This window comes from Kitasatospora sp. NPDC048722, assembly GCF_040650235.1.
Classification (GTDB): Bacteria; Actinomycetota; Actinomycetes; order Streptomycetales; family Streptomycetaceae; genus Kitasatospora.
In genome coordinates this window covers 16,261-33,086 of the sequence record NZ_JBEZGX010000059.1, presented here as the reverse complement: position 1 = coordinate 33,086, position 16,826 = coordinate 16,261, and the positions used below count along the sequence as shown (strand labels likewise).

General features: G+C 72.9%; 15 protein-coding genes. 7 read left to right on the top strand and 8 right to left on the bottom strand.

All coding sequences use genetic code 11. The features are described from left to right. Positions 1-60: 60 nt before the first annotated feature. Both AB0C76_RS32730 and AB0C76_RS32725 read left to right on the top strand, forming a co-directional pair. On the top strand, positions 61-1,131 hold the full coding sequence (locus AB0C76_RS32730; protein WP_359972571.1) for a cation diffusion facilitator family transporter: 1,071 nt from the start codon (positions 61-63) through the stop codon (positions 1,129-1,131). Between the two features lie 76 nt (positions 1,132-1,207). Next, a complete protein-coding gene (locus AB0C76_RS32725; protein ID WP_359972610.1) occupies positions 1,208-2,113 on the top strand; it encodes a 5'-3' exonuclease in 906 nt (301 codons plus the stop codon). Between the two features lie 76 nt (positions 2,114-2,189). On the opposite strand, the gene AB0C76_RS32720 is transcribed toward AB0C76_RS32725, so the two are convergent. Further along, complete coding sequence (locus AB0C76_RS32720; RefSeq protein ID WP_359972609.1) at positions 2,190-5,045, bottom strand: DEAD/DEAH box helicase; 2,856 nt, start codon at positions 5,043-5,045, stop codon at positions 2,190-2,192. A 286-nt stretch (positions 5,046-5,331) separates the two neighbouring features. Between AB0C76_RS32720 and AB0C76_RS32715 the strand changes: the two genes are divergently transcribed. Together AB0C76_RS32715 and AB0C76_RS32710 are read left to right on the top strand one after the other, a co-directional pair. Further along, positions 5,332-5,706: a hypothetical protein gene (locus AB0C76_RS32715; protein WP_359972569.1), complete on the top strand. Its 375-nt coding sequence runs from the start codon at positions 5,332-5,334 to the stop codon at positions 5,704-5,706. A gap of 30 nt (positions 5,707-5,736) precedes the next feature. Further along, entirely contained in the window at positions 5,737-6,069 is a 333-nt protein-coding gene (locus AB0C76_RS32710; RefSeq protein ID WP_359972567.1) for a metalloregulator ArsR/SmtB family transcription factor, read from the top strand. Positions 6,070-6,205: 136 nt separating this feature from the next. Here the strand turns inward: AB0C76_RS32710 and AB0C76_RS32705 are convergent, their stop codons facing one another. Continuing rightward, a complete protein-coding gene (locus AB0C76_RS32705) occupies positions 6,206-7,378 on the bottom strand; it encodes an aminotransferase class V-fold PLP-dependent enzyme (RefSeq protein ID WP_359972566.1) in 1,173 nt (390 codons plus the stop codon). Positions 7,379-7,463: 85 nt separating this feature from the next. On the opposite strand from AB0C76_RS32705, the gene AB0C76_RS32700 reads away from it, so the two are divergent. Further along, positions 7,464-9,554, top strand: coding sequence for a prolyl oligopeptidase family serine peptidase (locus AB0C76_RS32700; RefSeq protein WP_359972564.1), 2,091 nt, complete (start codon positions 7,464-7,466; stop codon positions 9,552-9,554). Between the two features lie 94 nt (positions 9,555-9,648). Next, positions 9,649-10,026, top strand: coding sequence for a YrdB family protein (locus tag AB0C76_RS32695; protein ID WP_359972562.1), 378 nt, complete (start codon positions 9,649-9,651; stop codon positions 10,024-10,026). Between the two features lie 124 nt (positions 10,027-10,150). Here the strand turns inward: AB0C76_RS32695 and AB0C76_RS32690 are convergent, their stop codons facing one another. After that, positions 10,151-10,351 carry a hypothetical protein gene (locus tag AB0C76_RS32690; RefSeq protein WP_359972560.1) on the bottom strand — a complete coding sequence of 67 codons (201 nt, stop codon included), beginning with the start codon at positions 10,349-10,351 and terminating at the stop codon, positions 10,151-10,153. 129 nt (positions 10,352-10,480) lie between these two features. On the opposite strand from AB0C76_RS32690, the gene soxR reads away from it, so the two are divergent. Further along, positions 10,481-10,936, top strand: coding sequence for a redox-sensitive transcriptional activator SoxR (soxR, locus tag AB0C76_RS32685; RefSeq protein WP_359972558.1), 456 nt, complete (start codon positions 10,481-10,483; stop codon positions 10,934-10,936). Positions 10,937-11,033: 97 nt separating this feature from the next. On the opposite strand, the gene AB0C76_RS32680 is transcribed toward soxR, so the two are convergent. From AB0C76_RS32680 to AB0C76_RS32660, 5 genes are read right to left on the bottom strand one after another with little or no spacing between them, the layout of a single operon-like run. Then, positions 11,034-12,023 carry a dipeptide ABC transporter ATP-binding protein gene (locus AB0C76_RS32680; RefSeq protein WP_359972556.1) on the bottom strand — a complete coding sequence of 330 codons (990 nt, stop codon included), beginning with the start codon at positions 12,021-12,023 and terminating at the stop codon, positions 11,034-11,036. Continuing rightward, the gene (locus AB0C76_RS32675) at positions 12,023-13,021 is read right to left on the bottom strand and encodes an ABC transporter ATP-binding protein (RefSeq protein WP_359972554.1); all 999 of its coding nucleotides are present in this window, start codon (positions 13,019-13,021) and stop codon (positions 12,023-12,025) included. Before AB0C76_RS32675 ends, AB0C76_RS32680 begins: the two co-directional genes overlap by 1 nt. Next, positions 13,021-14,007: an ABC transporter permease gene (locus AB0C76_RS32670; RefSeq protein ID WP_359972552.1), complete on the bottom strand. Its 987-nt coding sequence runs from the start codon at positions 14,005-14,007 to the stop codon at positions 13,021-13,023. The genes AB0C76_RS32675 and AB0C76_RS32670 overlap by 1 nt, the downstream gene beginning before the upstream one ends. After that, on the bottom strand, positions 14,004-14,978 hold the full coding sequence (locus tag AB0C76_RS32665) for an ABC transporter permease (RefSeq protein WP_359972550.1): 975 nt from the start codon (positions 14,976-14,978) through the stop codon (positions 14,004-14,006). Before AB0C76_RS32665 ends, AB0C76_RS32670 begins: the two co-directional genes overlap by 4 nt. Positions 14,979-14,989: 11 nt before the next feature. Next, the gene (locus tag AB0C76_RS32660; protein WP_359972548.1) at positions 14,990-16,741 is read right to left on the bottom strand and encodes an ABC transporter substrate-binding protein; all 1,752 of its coding nucleotides are present in this window, start codon (positions 16,739-16,741) and stop codon (positions 14,990-14,992) included. Between the last annotated feature and the right edge of the window lie 85 nt (positions 16,742-16,826).

Genomic DNA, 16,826 nt, shown 5'->3' with positions numbered 1-16,826 from the left:
TTCCGGTGCGGGGCGATCGCGCCGCGCCCCTCCCCACCCGTGCGCCCAGAGAGGACTTCGATGGCCGGGCACGAGCACTCCCACGATGATCATGCGCATGACCATGAACACGGCGGCCAGGGACACGGCCACGGCGGACACGCGCACGGCCACGGGCACGGCGGCCACTCGCACGGCGTCGCCGCCGACGCCGACCGCCGCTGGCTGGTCAGCGCCCTCGCCCTGATCGTCGTCTTCATGGCCGGCGAGGTCGTGGCCGGCTTCGCCGCGCAGTCGCTGGCCCTGATCTCCGACGCCGCGCACATGCTCACCGACGCCGCCTCGATCGTCCTCGCGCTGGTCGCGATGCGGCTCGCCGCCCGCCCGGCCCGCGGCGGCTACACCTACGGGCTCAAGCGGGCCGAGATCCTCTCCGCGCAGGCCAACGGCGTCACCCTCCTGGTCCTGTCCGCGTGGCTGGGCTACGAGGCGGTCACCCGGCTGATCGAACCCCCGGCCGTCACCGGCTCCCTGGTGCTGGTCACCGCGCTGATCGGCATCGTCGTCAACCTCGCGGCCACCTGGTGCATGTCGAAGGCCAACCGCAGCTCGCTCAACGTCGAGGGCGCCTTCCAGCACGTCCTGACCGACCTGTACGCGTTCATCGCCACCGCCGTCGCCGGCCTCGTCGTCATGACCACCGGCTTCGTCCGGGCCGACGCGATCGCGTCGCTGATCGTCGTCGCTCTTATGCTCAAGGCGGGCGTCGGCCTGGTCCGGGACTCCGGACGGATCTTCCTGGAGGCCGCCCCGGCCGGCATCGACCCGGACGCCGTCGCCGACCGACTGGTCACCGAACCGCTGGTCGAGGAGATCCACGACCTGCACATCTGGGAGATCACCTCCGGTCAGCCCGCCCTGTCCGCGCACATCCTGGTCACCCCCGGCGGGGACTGCCACGCCGTGCGGCGCGAGCTCCAGCGCCGGCTCGCCGGCGAGTACGGGATCACCCACAGCACGCTCCAGGTCGACCACGTCGGCGAGGACGAGGCGGGCGCGCTGCTGCAGATCGCCGCCCCGGGCGACCGGTCCGCCGAGCACTGCGCCGACGCGCACGGCCCGGTGCACCGCGCCGGACCGCACGAGCACTGACAACCGGCGCTCCACCGACACCAGCGGTCCGTCGGCCCCGTACGGCATGATCTGAGGCGTGACCGCACCGCGACTGATGCTGCTCGACTCCGCCAGCCTGTACTTCCGGGCCTACTTCGGCGTACCGGACACCCTGCGCTCGCCGCAGGGTGAGCCGGTCAACGCCGTCCGCGGCCTGCTGGACTTCATCGCCCGGCTGGTCCACGACCACCGCCCCGACCAGCTGGTCGCCTGCATGGACGCCGACTGGCGCCCGCAGTGGCGGGTGGACCTCGTGCCCTCGTACAAGACCCACCGCGTCGCCGAGGCCGCCGAGGACGGCGAGGAGGAGGTGCCCGACACCCTCGCCCCGCAGGTCCCGGTGATCGAGCAGGTGCTGGACGCGCTCGGCATCGCCCGCGTCGGCTCCCCCGGCTACGAGGCGGACGACGTCATCGGCACCCTCACCGCCCGGGCCACCGGGCCGGTGCAGATCGTCACCGGCGACCGGGACCTGTTCCAACTCGTGGACGACGCCCGCGCGATCACCGTGCTCTACCCCGTCAAGGGCATGGGCAACCTGCAGGTGACGGACGACGCGCTGCTCCTGGAGAAGTACGGCGTGCGCGGCGCCCAGTACGCCGACATGGCCGCCCTGCGCGGCGACCCGTCCGACGGCCTGCCGGGCGTCAAGGGCATCGGCGAGAAGACCGCCGCCCAGCTCATCAACGAGTACGGCGACCTCCCCGCCATCCGCGCCGCCGCCCTCGACGTCGCCTCCAGGCTCACCCCCGCCCGCCGCCGCAACATCGTCGAGGGCGCCGCCTACCTCGACGTCGCCCCGAAGGTCGTCCGCGTGGCCGACGACGCCCCCCTCCCCCTCTTCGACCCGGCCCTCCCCCATGAGCCCCTCGACCCCATGACCCTCGAAGAACTCTCCACCCGCTGGGGCCTCGGCACCTCCCTGGAACGCCTCCTGGAAGCCCTCGCCACCACCCGCTGAGCCGCCGGGTCCCGGACACGGGAAAGCCGCACGGGCCGGAGCCCGTGCGGCTTTCCCATGGACACCCCGCGGGACCTCAGCCCACCGAGGAGTAGGCGATGATGCCGCGGCGGAGGCCGTCGACGGCCTTGCGGGCGGTCCTGCGCAGGTCGGCGTCCTCGCCGGCGGCGTCCTGGATCTGGCCGAGGACGTCGATCAGCTGCTTGGTCCAGCGGACGAAGTCGCCGGCCGGCATCTCGGCGTCGCGCAGGACCTGGTCGAGGTTGTGGCCCAGCGCCCAGCGGTAGGCGACCCAGGCGAAGCCCAGGTCGGGTTCGCGCTGGCCGACGCCCTCGGCGGTGTTGATCCGGTGCTGCTCCTCCAGGGCGTCGAGGTGGCCCCAGATGCGGACCATCTTGCCGAGCGCCTCCTTGGCCGCGCCCTCCGGCACCCGGGGGGCGCCGGCGTCGTCGGCCTGGCGCGACTCGTACACCAGCGCCGAGGCGCAGGCGGCGAGTTCGGCCGCGGCCAGGCCGCTCCACACGCCCTCGCGGATGCACTCGGAGGCGAGCAGGTCGAGCTCGCCGTAGAGCCGGCCGAGCCGCTTGCCGTCGTCGGTGACGGTGTCGCCGCTCAGGTAGCCGAGGTCGGTGAGCAGCGCGCAGACGCGGTCGAAGGTGCGGGCGATGGTGTGCGTGCGGGAGCGCATCTTGCGCTCCAGCAGCTCGGTGTCGCGGTGCAGCCGGTGGTAGCGCTCGGCCCAGCGGGCGTGGTCCTCGCGCTCGTCGCAGCCGTGGCAGGGGTGCTGGCGCAGGGCGGTGCGCAGCCGGGTGATCTCGGGGTCGTCCGCCGCGGCGGCGCGCCCGCGCCGGAAGCGCTCGGGCTCCAGGTGGCCGGCCTTGGTGCGCAGCGCGGAGGCGAGGTCGCGGCGGGACTGCGGGCTGCGCGGGTTGAAGGACTTGGGGATGCGCACCCGCTCGATCGCGACGACCGGGTGCGGGAAGTCGATCATGGCGAGCCGCTTGACCTGCCGCTCGGCGGTGAGCACGACCGGGCGCGGCCCGTCCTGGAAGTCCGGGTGGCGCGACCCGCCGCGGCCGGAGCGGTCGACCGGCGGCAGGCCCGGGTCGAGGACCAGGGCGAGGCCGGCGAACTTGCCGGTGGGCACGTGGATGACGTCGCCCGGCCTGAGCTGCTCGATGGACTCGGCAGCGGCGGCGCGGCGCTGGCTGGTGCCCTCGCGGGCGAGCTCGTTCTCGCGGTCCTTGAGCGTCCGGCGCAGCTCCATGTACTCGTCGAAGTCGCCGAGGTGGCAGGTCATCGACGCGCGGTAGCCGTCCAGGCCCTCCTCGTTGCGCTGCACCTGGCGGGCGATGCCGACGACCGATCGGTCCGCCTGGAACTGCGCGAAGGACGTCTCCAGCAGCTCGCGCGAGCGGTGCCGGCCGAACTGGGAGACCAGGTTGACGGCCATGTTGTAGGACGGCCGGAACGAGGACTTGAGCGGGTAGGTGCGGGTGCCGGCCAGGCCGGCGAGCGCCTCCGGGTCGAGGCCGCGCTGCCAGAGCACGACGGCGTGGCCCTCGATGTCGATGCCGCGGCGCCCGGCGCGGCCGGTGAGCTGGGTGTACTCGCCGGGGGTGATGTCGGCGTGGGTCTCGCCGTTCCACTTGACGAGCTTCTCCATGACCACCGAGCGGGCGGGCATGTTGATGCCGAGCGCGAGGGTCTCGGTCGCGAAGACGGCCTTGACCAGGCCCTTCACGAACAGCTCCTCGACGACCTCCTTGAACCGGGGCAGCATCCCGGCGTGGTGGGCGGCGATGCCGCGCTCCAGCCCGTCCAGCCACTCGAAGTAGCCGAGGACGTGCAGGTCCTCGTCGGGGATGTCCGCGCAGCGCTCCTCGACGAGGGCGCGGACCAGGGCGCGGTCGGAGTCCTTGTTGAGCCGCAGCCCGGAACTGAGGCACTGCTGGACGGCGGCCTCGCAGCCGGCCCGGCTGAAGATGAAGGTGATCGCGGGCAGCAGGCCCTCGGCGTCGAGCCGGTCGATGACGTCGACGCGGCCCGGCGTCCAGACCCGGCCGGGGCGGCCGTTGGGCATCGAGCGGCCCCGGCCGCGGCCGAAGCGGTCGCGCGGGTTGCGGTCGAGCTCGGCGCGGGCGAGCCGGACGAGCTCGGGGTTGACCGCCTTGCCGGGGTTCTTGAGGCTGTGCTTGGGGCGGCCGTCGCGGTCGGGGCTGGCGAACAGGTCGTACATCCGGTTGCCGGCCATCACGTGCTGCCACAGCGGGACGGGCCGGTGCTCGGAGACGATCACCCGGGTGCCGCCGCGGACGGTGTCCAGCCAGTCGCCGAACTCCTCGGCGTTGGAGACGGTCGCGGAGAGCGAGACGAGGGTGACCGACTCGGGGAGGTGGATGATGACCTCCTCCCAGACGGCGCCGCGGAAGCGGTCGGCGAGGTAGTGGACCTCGTCCATGACGACGTAGCCGAGGCCGTCGAGGGTGCTGGAACCCGCGTAGAGCATGTTGCGCAGCACCTCGGTGGTCATGACCACCACGGGGGCGTCGCCGTTGACGGTGTTGTCGCCGGTGAGCAGGCCGACCTTGGCGGCGCCGTAGCGCTTGACCAGGTCGCCGTACTTCTGGTTGGAGAGCGCCTTGATCGGCGTCGTGTAGAAGCACTTGCGGCCGCCGGCCAGGGCCAGGTGCACGGCGAACTCGCCGACGATCGTCTTCCCGGAGCCCGTGGGGGCGGCGACGAGGACGCCCTCGCCCGCCTCCAGGGCCCGGCAGGCCTCGACCTGGAAGTCGTCCAGCGGGAAGTCGTACAGCTGCTGGAAGCCGTGGAGGGCCGTCGCCTGCTCCACGGCCCGGCGACGGCTGGCCGCGTACGCCTCGGCGGGGCTGGGCTCCCGGTCGTCGTGGGGCTCGGGCTCGGGGGTGTTCATCGCCGTCCGGGTGGGGTTGGTGTGATCTCGCATCTCAGCGAGAGGTTACCCGGGTGGACTGACATCGATAGCACCGTTTTTTCCCGGGACCAGATCAGTTCTCTCTCAGATCCATAGTTGCAAATGTCTTCAAGCGATCGGATCCTGGCCAGCTTCGGACGACTCCGGTCAATCCCGGTGGAGAGCGGCCCGTCCTCCCTACCTTCGACCGCACCGAACACACGCACCGGACGCACGGCCGGATCCGCGGCCGGGTACACGACCGGACACACGGGAGGACACCGAGATGGCGAACCTGGAGACGTCCCTCAAGGACGCGATGTCGATCGACGGGGCGATCGGCGTGGCCCTCGTCGACTACGGCAGCGGCATGGCGCTCGGCAGCCTCGGCGACGGCGGCGAACTGGACCTCAACGTCGCCGCCGCCGGGAACACCGACGTCGTCCGCGCCAAGATGCGGGCGATGGAGATGCTCAACCTGCACGACAACGACATCGAGGACATCCTGATCAGCCTCACGAACCAGTACCACATGGTCCGGCCGATCACGACGCCCTCAGGCCGCGGGCTGTTCCTCTTCCTCGCGCTCAACCGCAACCGCTCCAACCTCGCGATGGCCCGCCACCAACTCAAGCGGATCGAACTCGCCCTGGAGATCTGAGCGCACCGACACCAGGGAAGGGGGGATCTCGTGCCGGTAGCCCTCTACCAGGCCAAGGCCGAGTTCTTCCGGATGCTCGGCCACCCCGTGCGGATCCGGGTCCTCGAACTCCTCCAGGCCGGACCGACGCCCGTGCGCGACCTGCTCGCGGCACTGGAGGTCGAACCCTCCAGCCTGTCGCAGCAGCTCGCCGTGCTGCGCCGGTCCGGCATCGTCACCGCGACCCGGGAGGGCAGCACGGTGGTGTACGCGCTCGCCGGGGGCGACGTCGCCGACCTGCTCCGCTCGGCCCGGCGGATCCTCACCGGACTGCTCGCCGACCAGAACCAGCTCCTCGCCGAGCTGCGCGCGACCGCCGAATGACGGAGCGCGCGGCCCACGAGACGGCACGGCCCCTGAACAGCACGGCCCTTGAACAGATCCACCCTTGAACACTCAGCCCTTGAACAGATCCGCCCTTGAACGGCTCAGCCCTTGAACAGATCCGCCCTTGAACGGCTCAGCCCTTGAACAGCTCGGCCAGCCCGTCCGCCAGCCGCTCGTACTCGTGCGGCCGGTTGTACACCTGCGCGCACACCCGCAGCACCCCGCCGCCGGCCCACGGGCGGACGGCGACCCGGGTCGCGAGGCGCTCCCGCACCGCCGCCATCACCGCCCGCGCGTCGGGCTCGGTCTCGGCCCACCCGGCAGGCAGCCGGACGGTGCGCATCCACGCCCAGGGCGGCGCGGGCAGCGGCACCAGCCCGGCCCGCTCGACGAGCGCCCGCTGGCCGTACGCGGCGAGCCCGGCGTTGTGCGCGGCGACGCGCCCGGTGCCGAGTTCCCGCAGCAGGTCGAACCCGGCCGGGGCGGCCAGCCAGGGCGTGTAGTCGCAGGTGCCGCGCCACTCGACGTTGGCCGGGAAGCCCCGGTCGTGCTCCCAGGAGAGGGCGAGCGGCCGCACCCGGTCCGTCCACTCCGGGCGGACGGACAGGACGGCGGTGGCGCGCGGGGCGAAGGCCCACTTGTGCAGGTTTCCGCACCAGAAGTCGGCCGCTCCGTCGACCGGCGCGGGCAGCATGCCGGGCGCGTGGGCGCCGTCCACGACGGTGGTCACGCCGCGCCGGCGCAGCTCGGCGAGCAGCTCGGGGCCGGCGACGACGCGGGCGGTGGGCGAGGTGACCCGGTCGAGGACGGCGAGGCGGGTGCGCCCGTCGACGGCCGCCAGCACCGCCTCCCGGACGGCGTGCTCGTCCGGGGCGTCGAGGGGCAGCACGGCGGTGACGAGCTCGGCGCCGGCCTCGGCGGCCCGTCGGGCGGCCGCCCGGGTGACGGCGCCGTAGCCGTGGTCGGTCACCAGGACGCGGTCGCCGGGCGCGAGCGGGACGGTGTCCAGCGCGATGGCGACCGCTTCGGTGACGTTGGTGACCAGCGCGAGGCGGTCGGGGTCGGTGTCCAGCTCGGCGGCGATCCGGCGGCGGGCGGCGCCGATCCGGCCGGGCAGGTCGGCGAAGAAGTCGTCCGGGTCGAGCTCGTGCTCGGTGCGCAGCCGTTCCTGCACCTGCTGGACGGGCAGGGGCACCGCGCCGTACGAGCCGTGGTTCAGGTGCGCGGCGTCCGTCGAGAGGCCGAACAGCCCGTCGGTCCCGTCCAGGGGCTCGGGGGGCTCGACGGTCGGCAGGTCCTCGGTCACGGCACTCTCCTCCTGCTGGTGTTGTGTGACATTTCACATGACGTACCCCTGGTCCGGCAAGGCGCCGTCCGGCCACCATCGGGCGATGACCATCACGGACCCCCTCCTCACCCTCAGCGCCCGAACCGGCCGGTTCACCTTCGGTGCCCCGCGTGCGACCACGCTCAGCGAGGACGGTACCCGGCTGCTGCTGCTCCGTTCGACCGGTCCGCAGGACCCGGTCGAACGCCTCCACCTGCTCGACACCTCGACCGGCGCCGGGGCCGCCACCGAGCGCCTCGTCGCCGATCCCGCCGTGCTCGCCCCCGGCCGCGCCGGCCACCGCGACGACCTGCCCGCCGTCGAGCGCCGGCTGCGCGAACGGACCAGGCTGGCCGCCCCCGGCATCGGCACGTTCGCGGCCACCGCCGACCTCGCCGTCGCCGTGTTCACCCTCGACGGCCGGCTCTTCCGGGTCGACACCGCCACCGGCTCGGGCACCGAACTCCCCACCGCAGGGCCAGCCTTCGACCCCCGTCCGGACGCCACCGGCGAGCGCGTCGCATACGTCGCCGACGACGCGCTGTACGTCCACCCGGACCTCACGCCCGTCTCCCCCGACGACGGCGCCCGCTGGGGCGTCGCCGAGTTCGCCGCCGCCGAGGAGCTCGGCCGCCACCGCGGCCACTGGTGGCGCCCGGACGGCGGCGCGCTGCTCGCCGCCCGGGTGGACGAATCCGCCCTGCCCCGGCGGTACTTCGCCGACCCCGCCCAACCCGGCCTGCCCGCCGAGGACTTCGCCTACCCGCAGGCCGGCGGCCCGAACGCCGACGTCCAGCTGTGGGTCCTCGGCACCCGGGAGGCCGACCGCAGCCGCGTCCGACTCCGCTGGGACGCCGACGAGTTCCCGTACGTCTGCGACGCCTCCTGGGCCTCGGACGACGAGGTCCTGCTGACCGTCGCCGACCGGCTCCAGCAGAACGTCCTGCTGCTCACCGCCGACCCCGCCACCGGCGAGACCCGTGAACTCTCCCGCACCACCGACGAGTTCTGGGTCGACGACCTGCCCGGCACCCCGGCCCGGCTCCCCGACGGCCGCCTCCTCACCGCCCACGACACCCCGGACGCCCGCGGCCTCGCCCTCGACGGCAAGCCGCTCGACACCACCGGCCTCCAGGTCCGCCGGGTGACCGGCACGCTGCACGGCCGGCTGCTCTGCGAGACCACCGACGGCGACCCGGCCGACCAGCACGTCCACCTCGTCGACCCCGACGGTGGCCCGCCCGAGCGGCTCAGCGACGGCCCCGGCGTCCACTGCGCCCTCGCCGCCGCCGGCACCCTGCTGCTCACCTCCGCCACCCCCGACGGCGTCCGCCGCACGCTGCGCCTGCCCGACGGCCGCGAGCTCCCGCTCGCCGACCTGAGCGCGGCCCTCCCGTTCCGCGTCCGCCCGCACTTCGCGCGCGTCACCGAACTCGCCCTGCCCACCGCCGTGGTGTACCCGCGCGACCACGTCCCCGGCCGACGGCTGCCCGTCCTCCTCGACGTCTACGGCGGCCCCGGCTTCCAGGCCGTCGCGAGCGAACCTCGCCGCTGGCAGCTCCGCCAGTGGTGGGCCGACCAGGGCTTCGCCGTCGTCACCACCGACAACCGGGGCACCCCGTTCGTCTCCCCCGCCTTCACCCGGGCGATCTTCCGCCGCTTCTCCCAGGTGGCGCTCGACGACCAGGTGGCCGCGCTGCACGCACTCGCCGAGCGCCACCCCGACCTCGACCTCGGCCGGGTCGGCGTGCGCGGCTGGTCGTACGGCGGCTACTTCGCCGCACTCGCCGTCCTGCGCCGCCCCGACGTCTTCCACGCCGCCGCCGCGGGCGCCCCGCCCACCGACTTCCGGCAGTACGACACCGCGTACACCGAGCGCTACCTCGGCCTGCCGCAGGACAACCCGGAGGGCTACGCCGACGACTGCCTGATCGGCGACGCCCCCGCGCTGACCCGCCCGCTGCTGCTGGTCCACGGGCTGGCCGACGACAACGTCCACCCCTCGCACACCCTGCGGCTCTCCCGCGCGCTCACCAGGGCCGGCCGCCCGCACCGCGTCCTGCCGCTGCCCGGCGTCACGCACATGACCCCCGACGGGGTGGGCGAGCAGGTCGCCCGGGCCGAACTCGCCTTCCTCCGTGAGACCTTGGGGTGATCCATTGAGTTCGCCCGGCCGTGCTGCCACACTCCGGCATGACCGGCACCCGACCCGGGCGCCGGAGCGGTACGGCCACACGGGGAGAGCACACATGAAGATCCGGAGACCCGGCCCGGTCAACCGGCGCCAGTGGACGCCGCTGACCGCGGTCAACGGCGGAGTCGCCTTCGGCCTGGAGCTCGCGCTGCTCGCGGCGCTCTGCTACTGGGGTTTCAAGACCGGCGCCGGCCTCGGCACCAGGCTGCTCCTCGGGATCGGCGCGCCGGCCCTGGCGGCGACCGTCTGGGGTCTGTTCCTTGCCGCGGGCGGGCCGAAGTACCGGCTGCCGCTCGCCGCCGAGATCGTCCTCAAGCTGGTGGTCCTCGGTACGGGCGCGCTGGCCCTGTACGCCACCGGCCGGACCACGCTCGCGACGGTGTACGGCGTGCTCGCGGTGGTCACCACGGCCGTGGAGTACACCACCGGCTGACGGCCCGGGAAGGCCCCGGGTCCCCCGACGAAAAGGGACCCGGGGCGGTCGGTGGGTCACCGCCGCCGGGTGGCGAGAGCCCAGGTCACGACGCCGAGCAGGGTGATCCCCGCGATGCCGGAGGTCACGCGGCGGGCCGAGGCCGACATGCCGCCCACGCGCAGTACCGGGCGCCGCCGATGTCGGCCACGATCGACGGAATCAGTGCGGCGGCGAGGTAGAGGTTCACCGCGTACAGCGCGAACCCGCCCGCGAGGATCGACGCGGGCGCCGCGAACTGCCGGGAGAACAGTTCGCGCCAGCACGCCGAGGGCCCGGTCGACAACCCTACCGATACATAACTTCTCTGCTCGGTAGGGTCTGTGGCACGCCGCCTCGCGACCGATTCGATCACGTCCGGTACGCTGGACCTTCAAGAGGACTTGAAGTCAAGGAGCACATCCGGAGGGCCGCCATGGACACCGCACCGGTCGATCTGCTGAGCGTCGGAGAGGTGGCCCGGCGGGCCGGGATCGCCACCTCGGCGGTGCGCTTCTACGAGGAGCAGGGCCTGATCTCCTCCGAGCGGACCACCGGCAACCAGCGCCGCTACCGTCGGCACGTGCTGCGCCGGCTCTCCCTCGTCCTGGTCGCCAAGCGGCTGGGCATCCCGCTGGCCGAGGTGGCCGAGGTCTTCGCCGCGCTGCCCGAGGACCGGATGCCCGGCAAGCGCGACTGGGAGCGCATCTCCGCCAAGTGGGCCGAGCACCTGCGCGCCCGGCGCGCCGAGCTGGAACGACTGGAATCGGAGCTGACCGGTTGCATCGGCTGCGGCTGCGTGTCGTTGCGCCGCTGCCGGGTGCTCAACCCCGGCGACGAACTGGCCGCCGAGGGACCGGGCCCGCGCCGACTGCCGCCCCTGACCGAATGAACGGGCAAACGGGCGAGCTGATGACCGAACGACTGGAACCCGGTCGGGCGCGGTCCTCGTGGTTCCCCACCGCGCCCGACCGGGGGTCTGGGGCGTGTCAGGCCTCGGGGAAGTGGCAGGCCGCCTCCCGGCCGCCCGGGCCGGCGAGCTTCAGCAGCGGCCGCTCCGTCCGGCACACCTCCTGCGCCTTCGGGCAGCGCGGGTGGAACGTGCAGCCGGACGGCGGGTTCGCCGGGCTCGGCGGGTCACCCGCCAGGACGATCCGCTCGCGCGCCCGCTCCGCCGCCGGATCGGGCAGCGGCACGGCCGACAGCAGCGCCTTCGTGTACGGGTGCGCCGGGTTGCCGTACACCTCGGCCTTGTCCCCGATCTCGACGATCCGGCCCAGGTACATCACCGCGACGCGGTCGCAGACCCGCTTGACCACCGACAGGTCGTGCGCGATGAACACGTAGGCGAGGCCCAGCTCGCGCTGCAGCTCCTCCATCAGGTTGACGACCTGCGCCTGGATCGACACGTCGAGCGCGGACACCGGCTCGTCGGCGATCACCAGCTTCGGCGAGGTGGCCAGCGACCGGGCGATGCCGATGCGCTGCGCCTGGCCGCCGGAGAACTCGTGCGGGTAGCGGTCGAGGTGCTCGGGGATCAGCCCGACCAGCTCCATCAGCTCGCCGGCCCGCTTCCGCGCCTCGGCGGCGCCCGACCCCTGGACCAGCAGCGGCTCGGAGATGATCCGGGCCACCGTCTGCCGGGGGTTGAGCGAGGAGTACGGGTCCTGGAAGACCATCTGCAGGTGCCGCCGGTGCGGCCGCAGTCGGGACTGGGACAGGCCGCCGATCTCGGTGCCGTCGAAGGTGACGGTACCCGCGGTCGGGTCGAGCAGCCGGACGATCATCCGCCCGGTGGTGGACTTGCCGCAGCCGGACTCGCCGACCAGGCCCAGGGTCTCGCCCCGGCCGACGTCGAAGGACACCCCGTCGACCGCCCGGATCGGCGCCCCCGGACGCCCGGTGCGACCGCGGCGCCCCGGGAACGTCTTCACCAGGTCCCGTACGGAGAGCAGGGTTTCACCCGTCGATCGAGCCATCACGCGACCCCTTCCGGCACCAGTGGCAGGTGGCAGGCGGCCTGGTGGCCGGGGCCGAGCGGACCGAGTTCGGGGCGCTCGGCCAGGCAGCGGGCGTGTTCCTCGGCGGTCGCGGTGGTGGTGCGGGCGCAGCGCGGCGCGAAGGAGCAGCCGGGGGCGGGGACGATCAGCGACGGCGGGCTGCCCGGGATGGCCCGCAGCGGGGCGTCGTCGGTGTCGTCGAGGCGGGGCAGCGAGTCGAGCAGGCCGCGGGTGTAGGGGTGGGCGGGGGCGCCGAACAGCCGGTCGACCGGGGCCTGTTCGGCGGAACGTCCGCCGTACATGACGAGCACCTCGTGGGCGACCCGGGCGACGACGCCGAGGTCGTGGGTGATCATGACGACGCCGAGGCCGCGCTCCTGCTGGATCCGGGCGATCAGGTCGAGGATCTGCGCCTGCACGGTGACGTCGAGGGCGGTGGTGGGCTCGTCGGCGATCAGCAGGTCGGGTTCGCAGGCGAGCGCCATGGCGATCATGACGCGCTGGCGCATGCCGCCGGAGAACTGGTGCGGGTACTCGTCGACGCGGCGGCCCGGTTCGGGGATGCCGACCTCGGCGAGCATCTCGACGGCGCGCTGCCGGCCGGCCCGGCGGCCCGCCCGGAAGTGCACCCGGTAGTGCTCGGCGATCTGCTCGCCGACGGTGTAGAAGGGGTGCAGGCTGGACAGCGGGTCCTGGAAGATCATCGCGATCCGCCGGCCCCGGACGGTGCCCAGCTCCCGTTCGCCGAGCCCGTTCAGCTCCCGTCCGTCCAGCCGGATCGAGCCGGTGACGGCGGCGCCGCGGTGCAGGCCCATGACGGCGAGCGAGGTGACGGACTTGCCGCTGCCGGACTCGCCGACCAGGCCGAGGGTGCGCCCGGCGTCGACGGTGAAGGAGATGCCGTCGACGGCCCGGACGGTGCCGCGCGGGGTGTCGAACGAGACCCTGAGGTCGTCGACTTCCAGAAGAGCGGCCATCAGTACCTCACTCTCGGGTCGACGAACGCGTAGAGCAGGTCGACCAGCAGGTTCGCCGCGACGATGAAGGAGGCCGCGAGCAGGGTGACGCCGAGGATGACCGGCTGGTCGGAGCGGACCAGCGCGTCGTAGAAGAGCCGTCCGACGCCGGGCAGTCCGAAGATGGACTCGGTGATGACGGCGCCGGCCAGCAGCCCGCCGAGGTCCATGCCGAAGATCGTCAGGATCGGCGTCATCCCGGAGCGCAGCCCGTGCTTGACGGTGACGGTCCGGCCCGGCAGCCCCTTGGCGCGGGCGGTGCGGATGTACGGCTCCGCCATCGCCTCGATCATCGAGTTGCGGCTCTGCCGGGCGTACATGGCCGCGTACAGCAGGGCGAGCGCGATCCACGGCAGGAGCAGGTTGGAGGCCCACTGCACCGGGCCGTCGGTGAACGTGTGGTACGCCGGGTAGGGCAGCAGCCCGGCCGTCCTGACCACGCCCCAGATCAGCATGATCGAGGTGAAGTAGACCGGCAGCGACGCGGCGCCGACCGAGAACACCATCAGCGTGCGGTCGACGGCCGTGTCCTTGCGCAGCGCCGAGGTGACGCCCGCGCCGAGGCCGAGGGCCAGCCAGAGCACGGCCGCGCCGAGCGCCAGCGAGACGGAGACCGGCAGCCGGTCGGTGAGCAGGTCCCAGACCGGCAGCGAGTACTCGTAGGAGTAGCCGAGGCACGGGAAGCCGCAGTGCACGGCGCTGGGGCCGCTGCCGTAGTCGCGGCCGGCGAAGATGCCGGTCAGGTAGCCGGCGAACTGATCCCAGACCGGCCGGTCCAGGCCCATCGCCGCCTTGACGTCGGCGAGCCGCTCCGGGCTGCAGGTCTTGCCGCAGGCCGCCGCGGCCGGGTCGCTGGGCAGCAGGTAGAAGATGGTGAAGGTGATGGCGCAGATGGCGAGCAGGATGCCGGCCACGCCGAGCAGCCGGCGGCCGAGGTAGAGGATCACGACCGGCCTCCCCGGGGGTCCAGGATGTCGCGCAGCGCGTCGCCGAGCAGGGTGAACGCGAGCACGGCGAGGAACAGGAAGGCCGTCGGGATCAGGAAGTACGTCGGGTCGGTCTCGTAGAAGTTGATGCTCTCGGCGATCATCTGGCCCCAGGACGGGGTCGGCGGGCGCACGCCGACGCCGAGGTAGCTGAGCGCGGCCTCGGTCGCGATCATGCCGGGGACGAGCAGCGTCGTGTAGGCGATCACCGGGCCGGAGACGTTGGGCAGGATCTCCCGGGTGAGGATCCGCCAGGGGCGGGCGCCGCCGACCCTGGCCGCCTCGACGTACTCGCGGTGCTTGAGGGAGAGGGTCTGACCGCGGACCACCCGGGCGATGCCGGGCCAGGTGAACAGGCCGATCACCAGGGTGATCAGCAGGATCCGGTTGACGTCCTTGGCCACCGACATCATCGCGATCATGAAGATCAGGGACGGGAAGGACATCGTGAGGTCCATCAGCCGGGAGAGCACGGAGTCGGTCCGGCCGCCGAAGTACCCGGCGGCGATCCCGGCCAGCGTGCCGGTGGCCACGACCACGGCGGTGGCGGTGAAGGCGATCAGCAGCGAGACCTGGCCGCCGTGCAGGACCCGGGCGAACAGGTCGCGCCCGGTCGACGGTTCGACGCCCAGCCAGTGCCGGGTGCCGATCCCGCCGAAGTCCCCGATCGGCTGGCCGCCGAGGTAGGGGTCGATCGCGCGCTTGTCGAACTCGTCGGGGGACCAGCCGCCGAGCGCGCTCAGCGGCCCGGCCAGCACGGCGAGCAGCACCAGGACCGCGACGGTGACCAGGCCGAACCGGGCCGAACCGCGGGCCCACAGCCGGTCCCAGACCAGCCGCCAGGGCCCGCGCCCGGCGGCCTTCGCGGGGCCCGCCGCCGCGGCCCGCGCGGCGGCGGGCTCGGCGGTGGCGGGCTCAGTGGTGGCAGTCATCGGACGGCCCCTCAACCCTGACCCTTGGAGGGGTCCTTGAGGCCGATCGTGGCGAAGTCCCACTGACCGGTCCACACCGGGTGCCCGAAGGCGCCGGCCACGTTCGTCCCGGCCAGCAGCGGGCGGCGCTGCCAGAGCATCGGCACGGTCGGCGCCTTCTTCATCAGGTCGTCGTTGAGCTGGAGCCAGGCCTTGTTGGCCTCGGCGACGTCGGTCATCGCGCTGATCTGGTCGATCCGGTCCGAGGTGGCCTGGTCGCGGAACTGCTCGACGTTGCCCTGGTTGCCCTTCTCCTTGATGGTGCGGCCGTCGAAGACCATGGGCAGGAAGGTCGCGCCGGACGGGTAGTCCGGGCACCAGCCGAGGATGGCGAGGTCGGGCGCGTTCTTGGTGTCGCCGATGGTGTCGTAGTAGACGGACGGGTCGGCCGTGGTGATGGTGACCTGGATCCCGGCCTTGGCCAGCGACTGCTGGAGCGCCTCGGCCCGGGTCTTGTCGCCGGAGGAGACGGTCAGCGAGACCTTGAGGTCGGTCTTGCCCGCGTCCTTGAGGAGCTGCTTGGCCTTCTCCGGGTCGCCGGTCGGGGCGATCTTCAGCGTGTCCTGCTTGACGCCGCCGGTCATCGCGGGCGGCAGGTAGGAGGTGGCCACGTCGCCCATCGCCGGGCCGCCGTTCGCGGTGACCTGGGCGTCCCGGTCCACCGCGTACATCAGCGCCTCGCGCACCTTCGGGTCGTCGAACGGCGCCTTGGAGGTGTTGGGGTAGAGCATGTCGGTGCAGCCCTGCTGCTCGGCGATCAGCCGGGACTTCACGTCCGGCTTGGGCAGCACCTTCGCGACCGATTCCGGGCGCAGGTTCATCCACTCGACCGCCGAGGCGTCGGCACCCTCGCTCGCGATGATCCGGTCGTCGACCTGCCCGCCCTTGAGGCCCTGGACGACCACGATCTTGTCGGGGTAGGCCTTGCGGACCGGATCGGTGGCCGGGTCCCAACTGGCGTTGCGGACGAGCGTCAGCTGCTTCCCGCGGTCGTAGGTCTCGATCTTGTACGGGCCGGAGGAGAACGGGCGCAGGTCGTACTGCGTGCCCTTGTCCTGGGCCTGCGGCACGGGCGCGAAGGTCGGCAGGGTCGCGGTGTAGGAGAACTCGGCCACCGGACGCTTGAGGTGGAAGACGACGGTGCGGTCGTCCGGGGTCTCGATGCTCGCCAGGTGCTCGCCGTTCAGCGGGCCCTTGTAGTTCTCTCCGCCGGCCAGGTACTGCTGCGCGTAGTCGGGGCCGCCGGTGAGGTCCGGGGCGAAGGAGCGCTCGACGTTGTACTTGATGTCGGCGGACCTGATCGGCGTGCCGTCCTCGTACTTGACGCCCTCCTTGAGGGTGAAGCTCCAGGTCTTCCCGCCGTCCGAGGAGCGGCCGAGGTCGGTGGCGAGGTCGGGGACGATCTCGCTGCCGGCGGCGCCCGGCTCCGCCTTGAAGGTGACCAGGGTGCGGTAGAGCAGCCGGATGCCGAAGTCCATGTTCGGCATGGTCCAGTTGCGGGCCGGGTCGAGGTGGGCGAAGTCCTGGTTCGAGAGGACGGTCAGGGTGCCGCCCTTGACCGGGGTGCCGCCGACGATGGAACCGGAGGCGGCGCCGGGGGCCCTGGTGCTCGCGGCCTGGCTGTCACCGCCGCTGTCGCTCTTGTCGTTCGTGCAGGCCCCGAGGCCGAGGGTGAGGGTCGCCGCGAGGGCTGCCGCGAGCGCGGCGTGGGTGCGCCTGGTCATGTTGCAACTCCGCTGTGGGGGCCGGGTCTGGCCGCTCCGCTGTGTGACCCGTAACATAGTAATGTGAAATTGCACTGCACAAGAG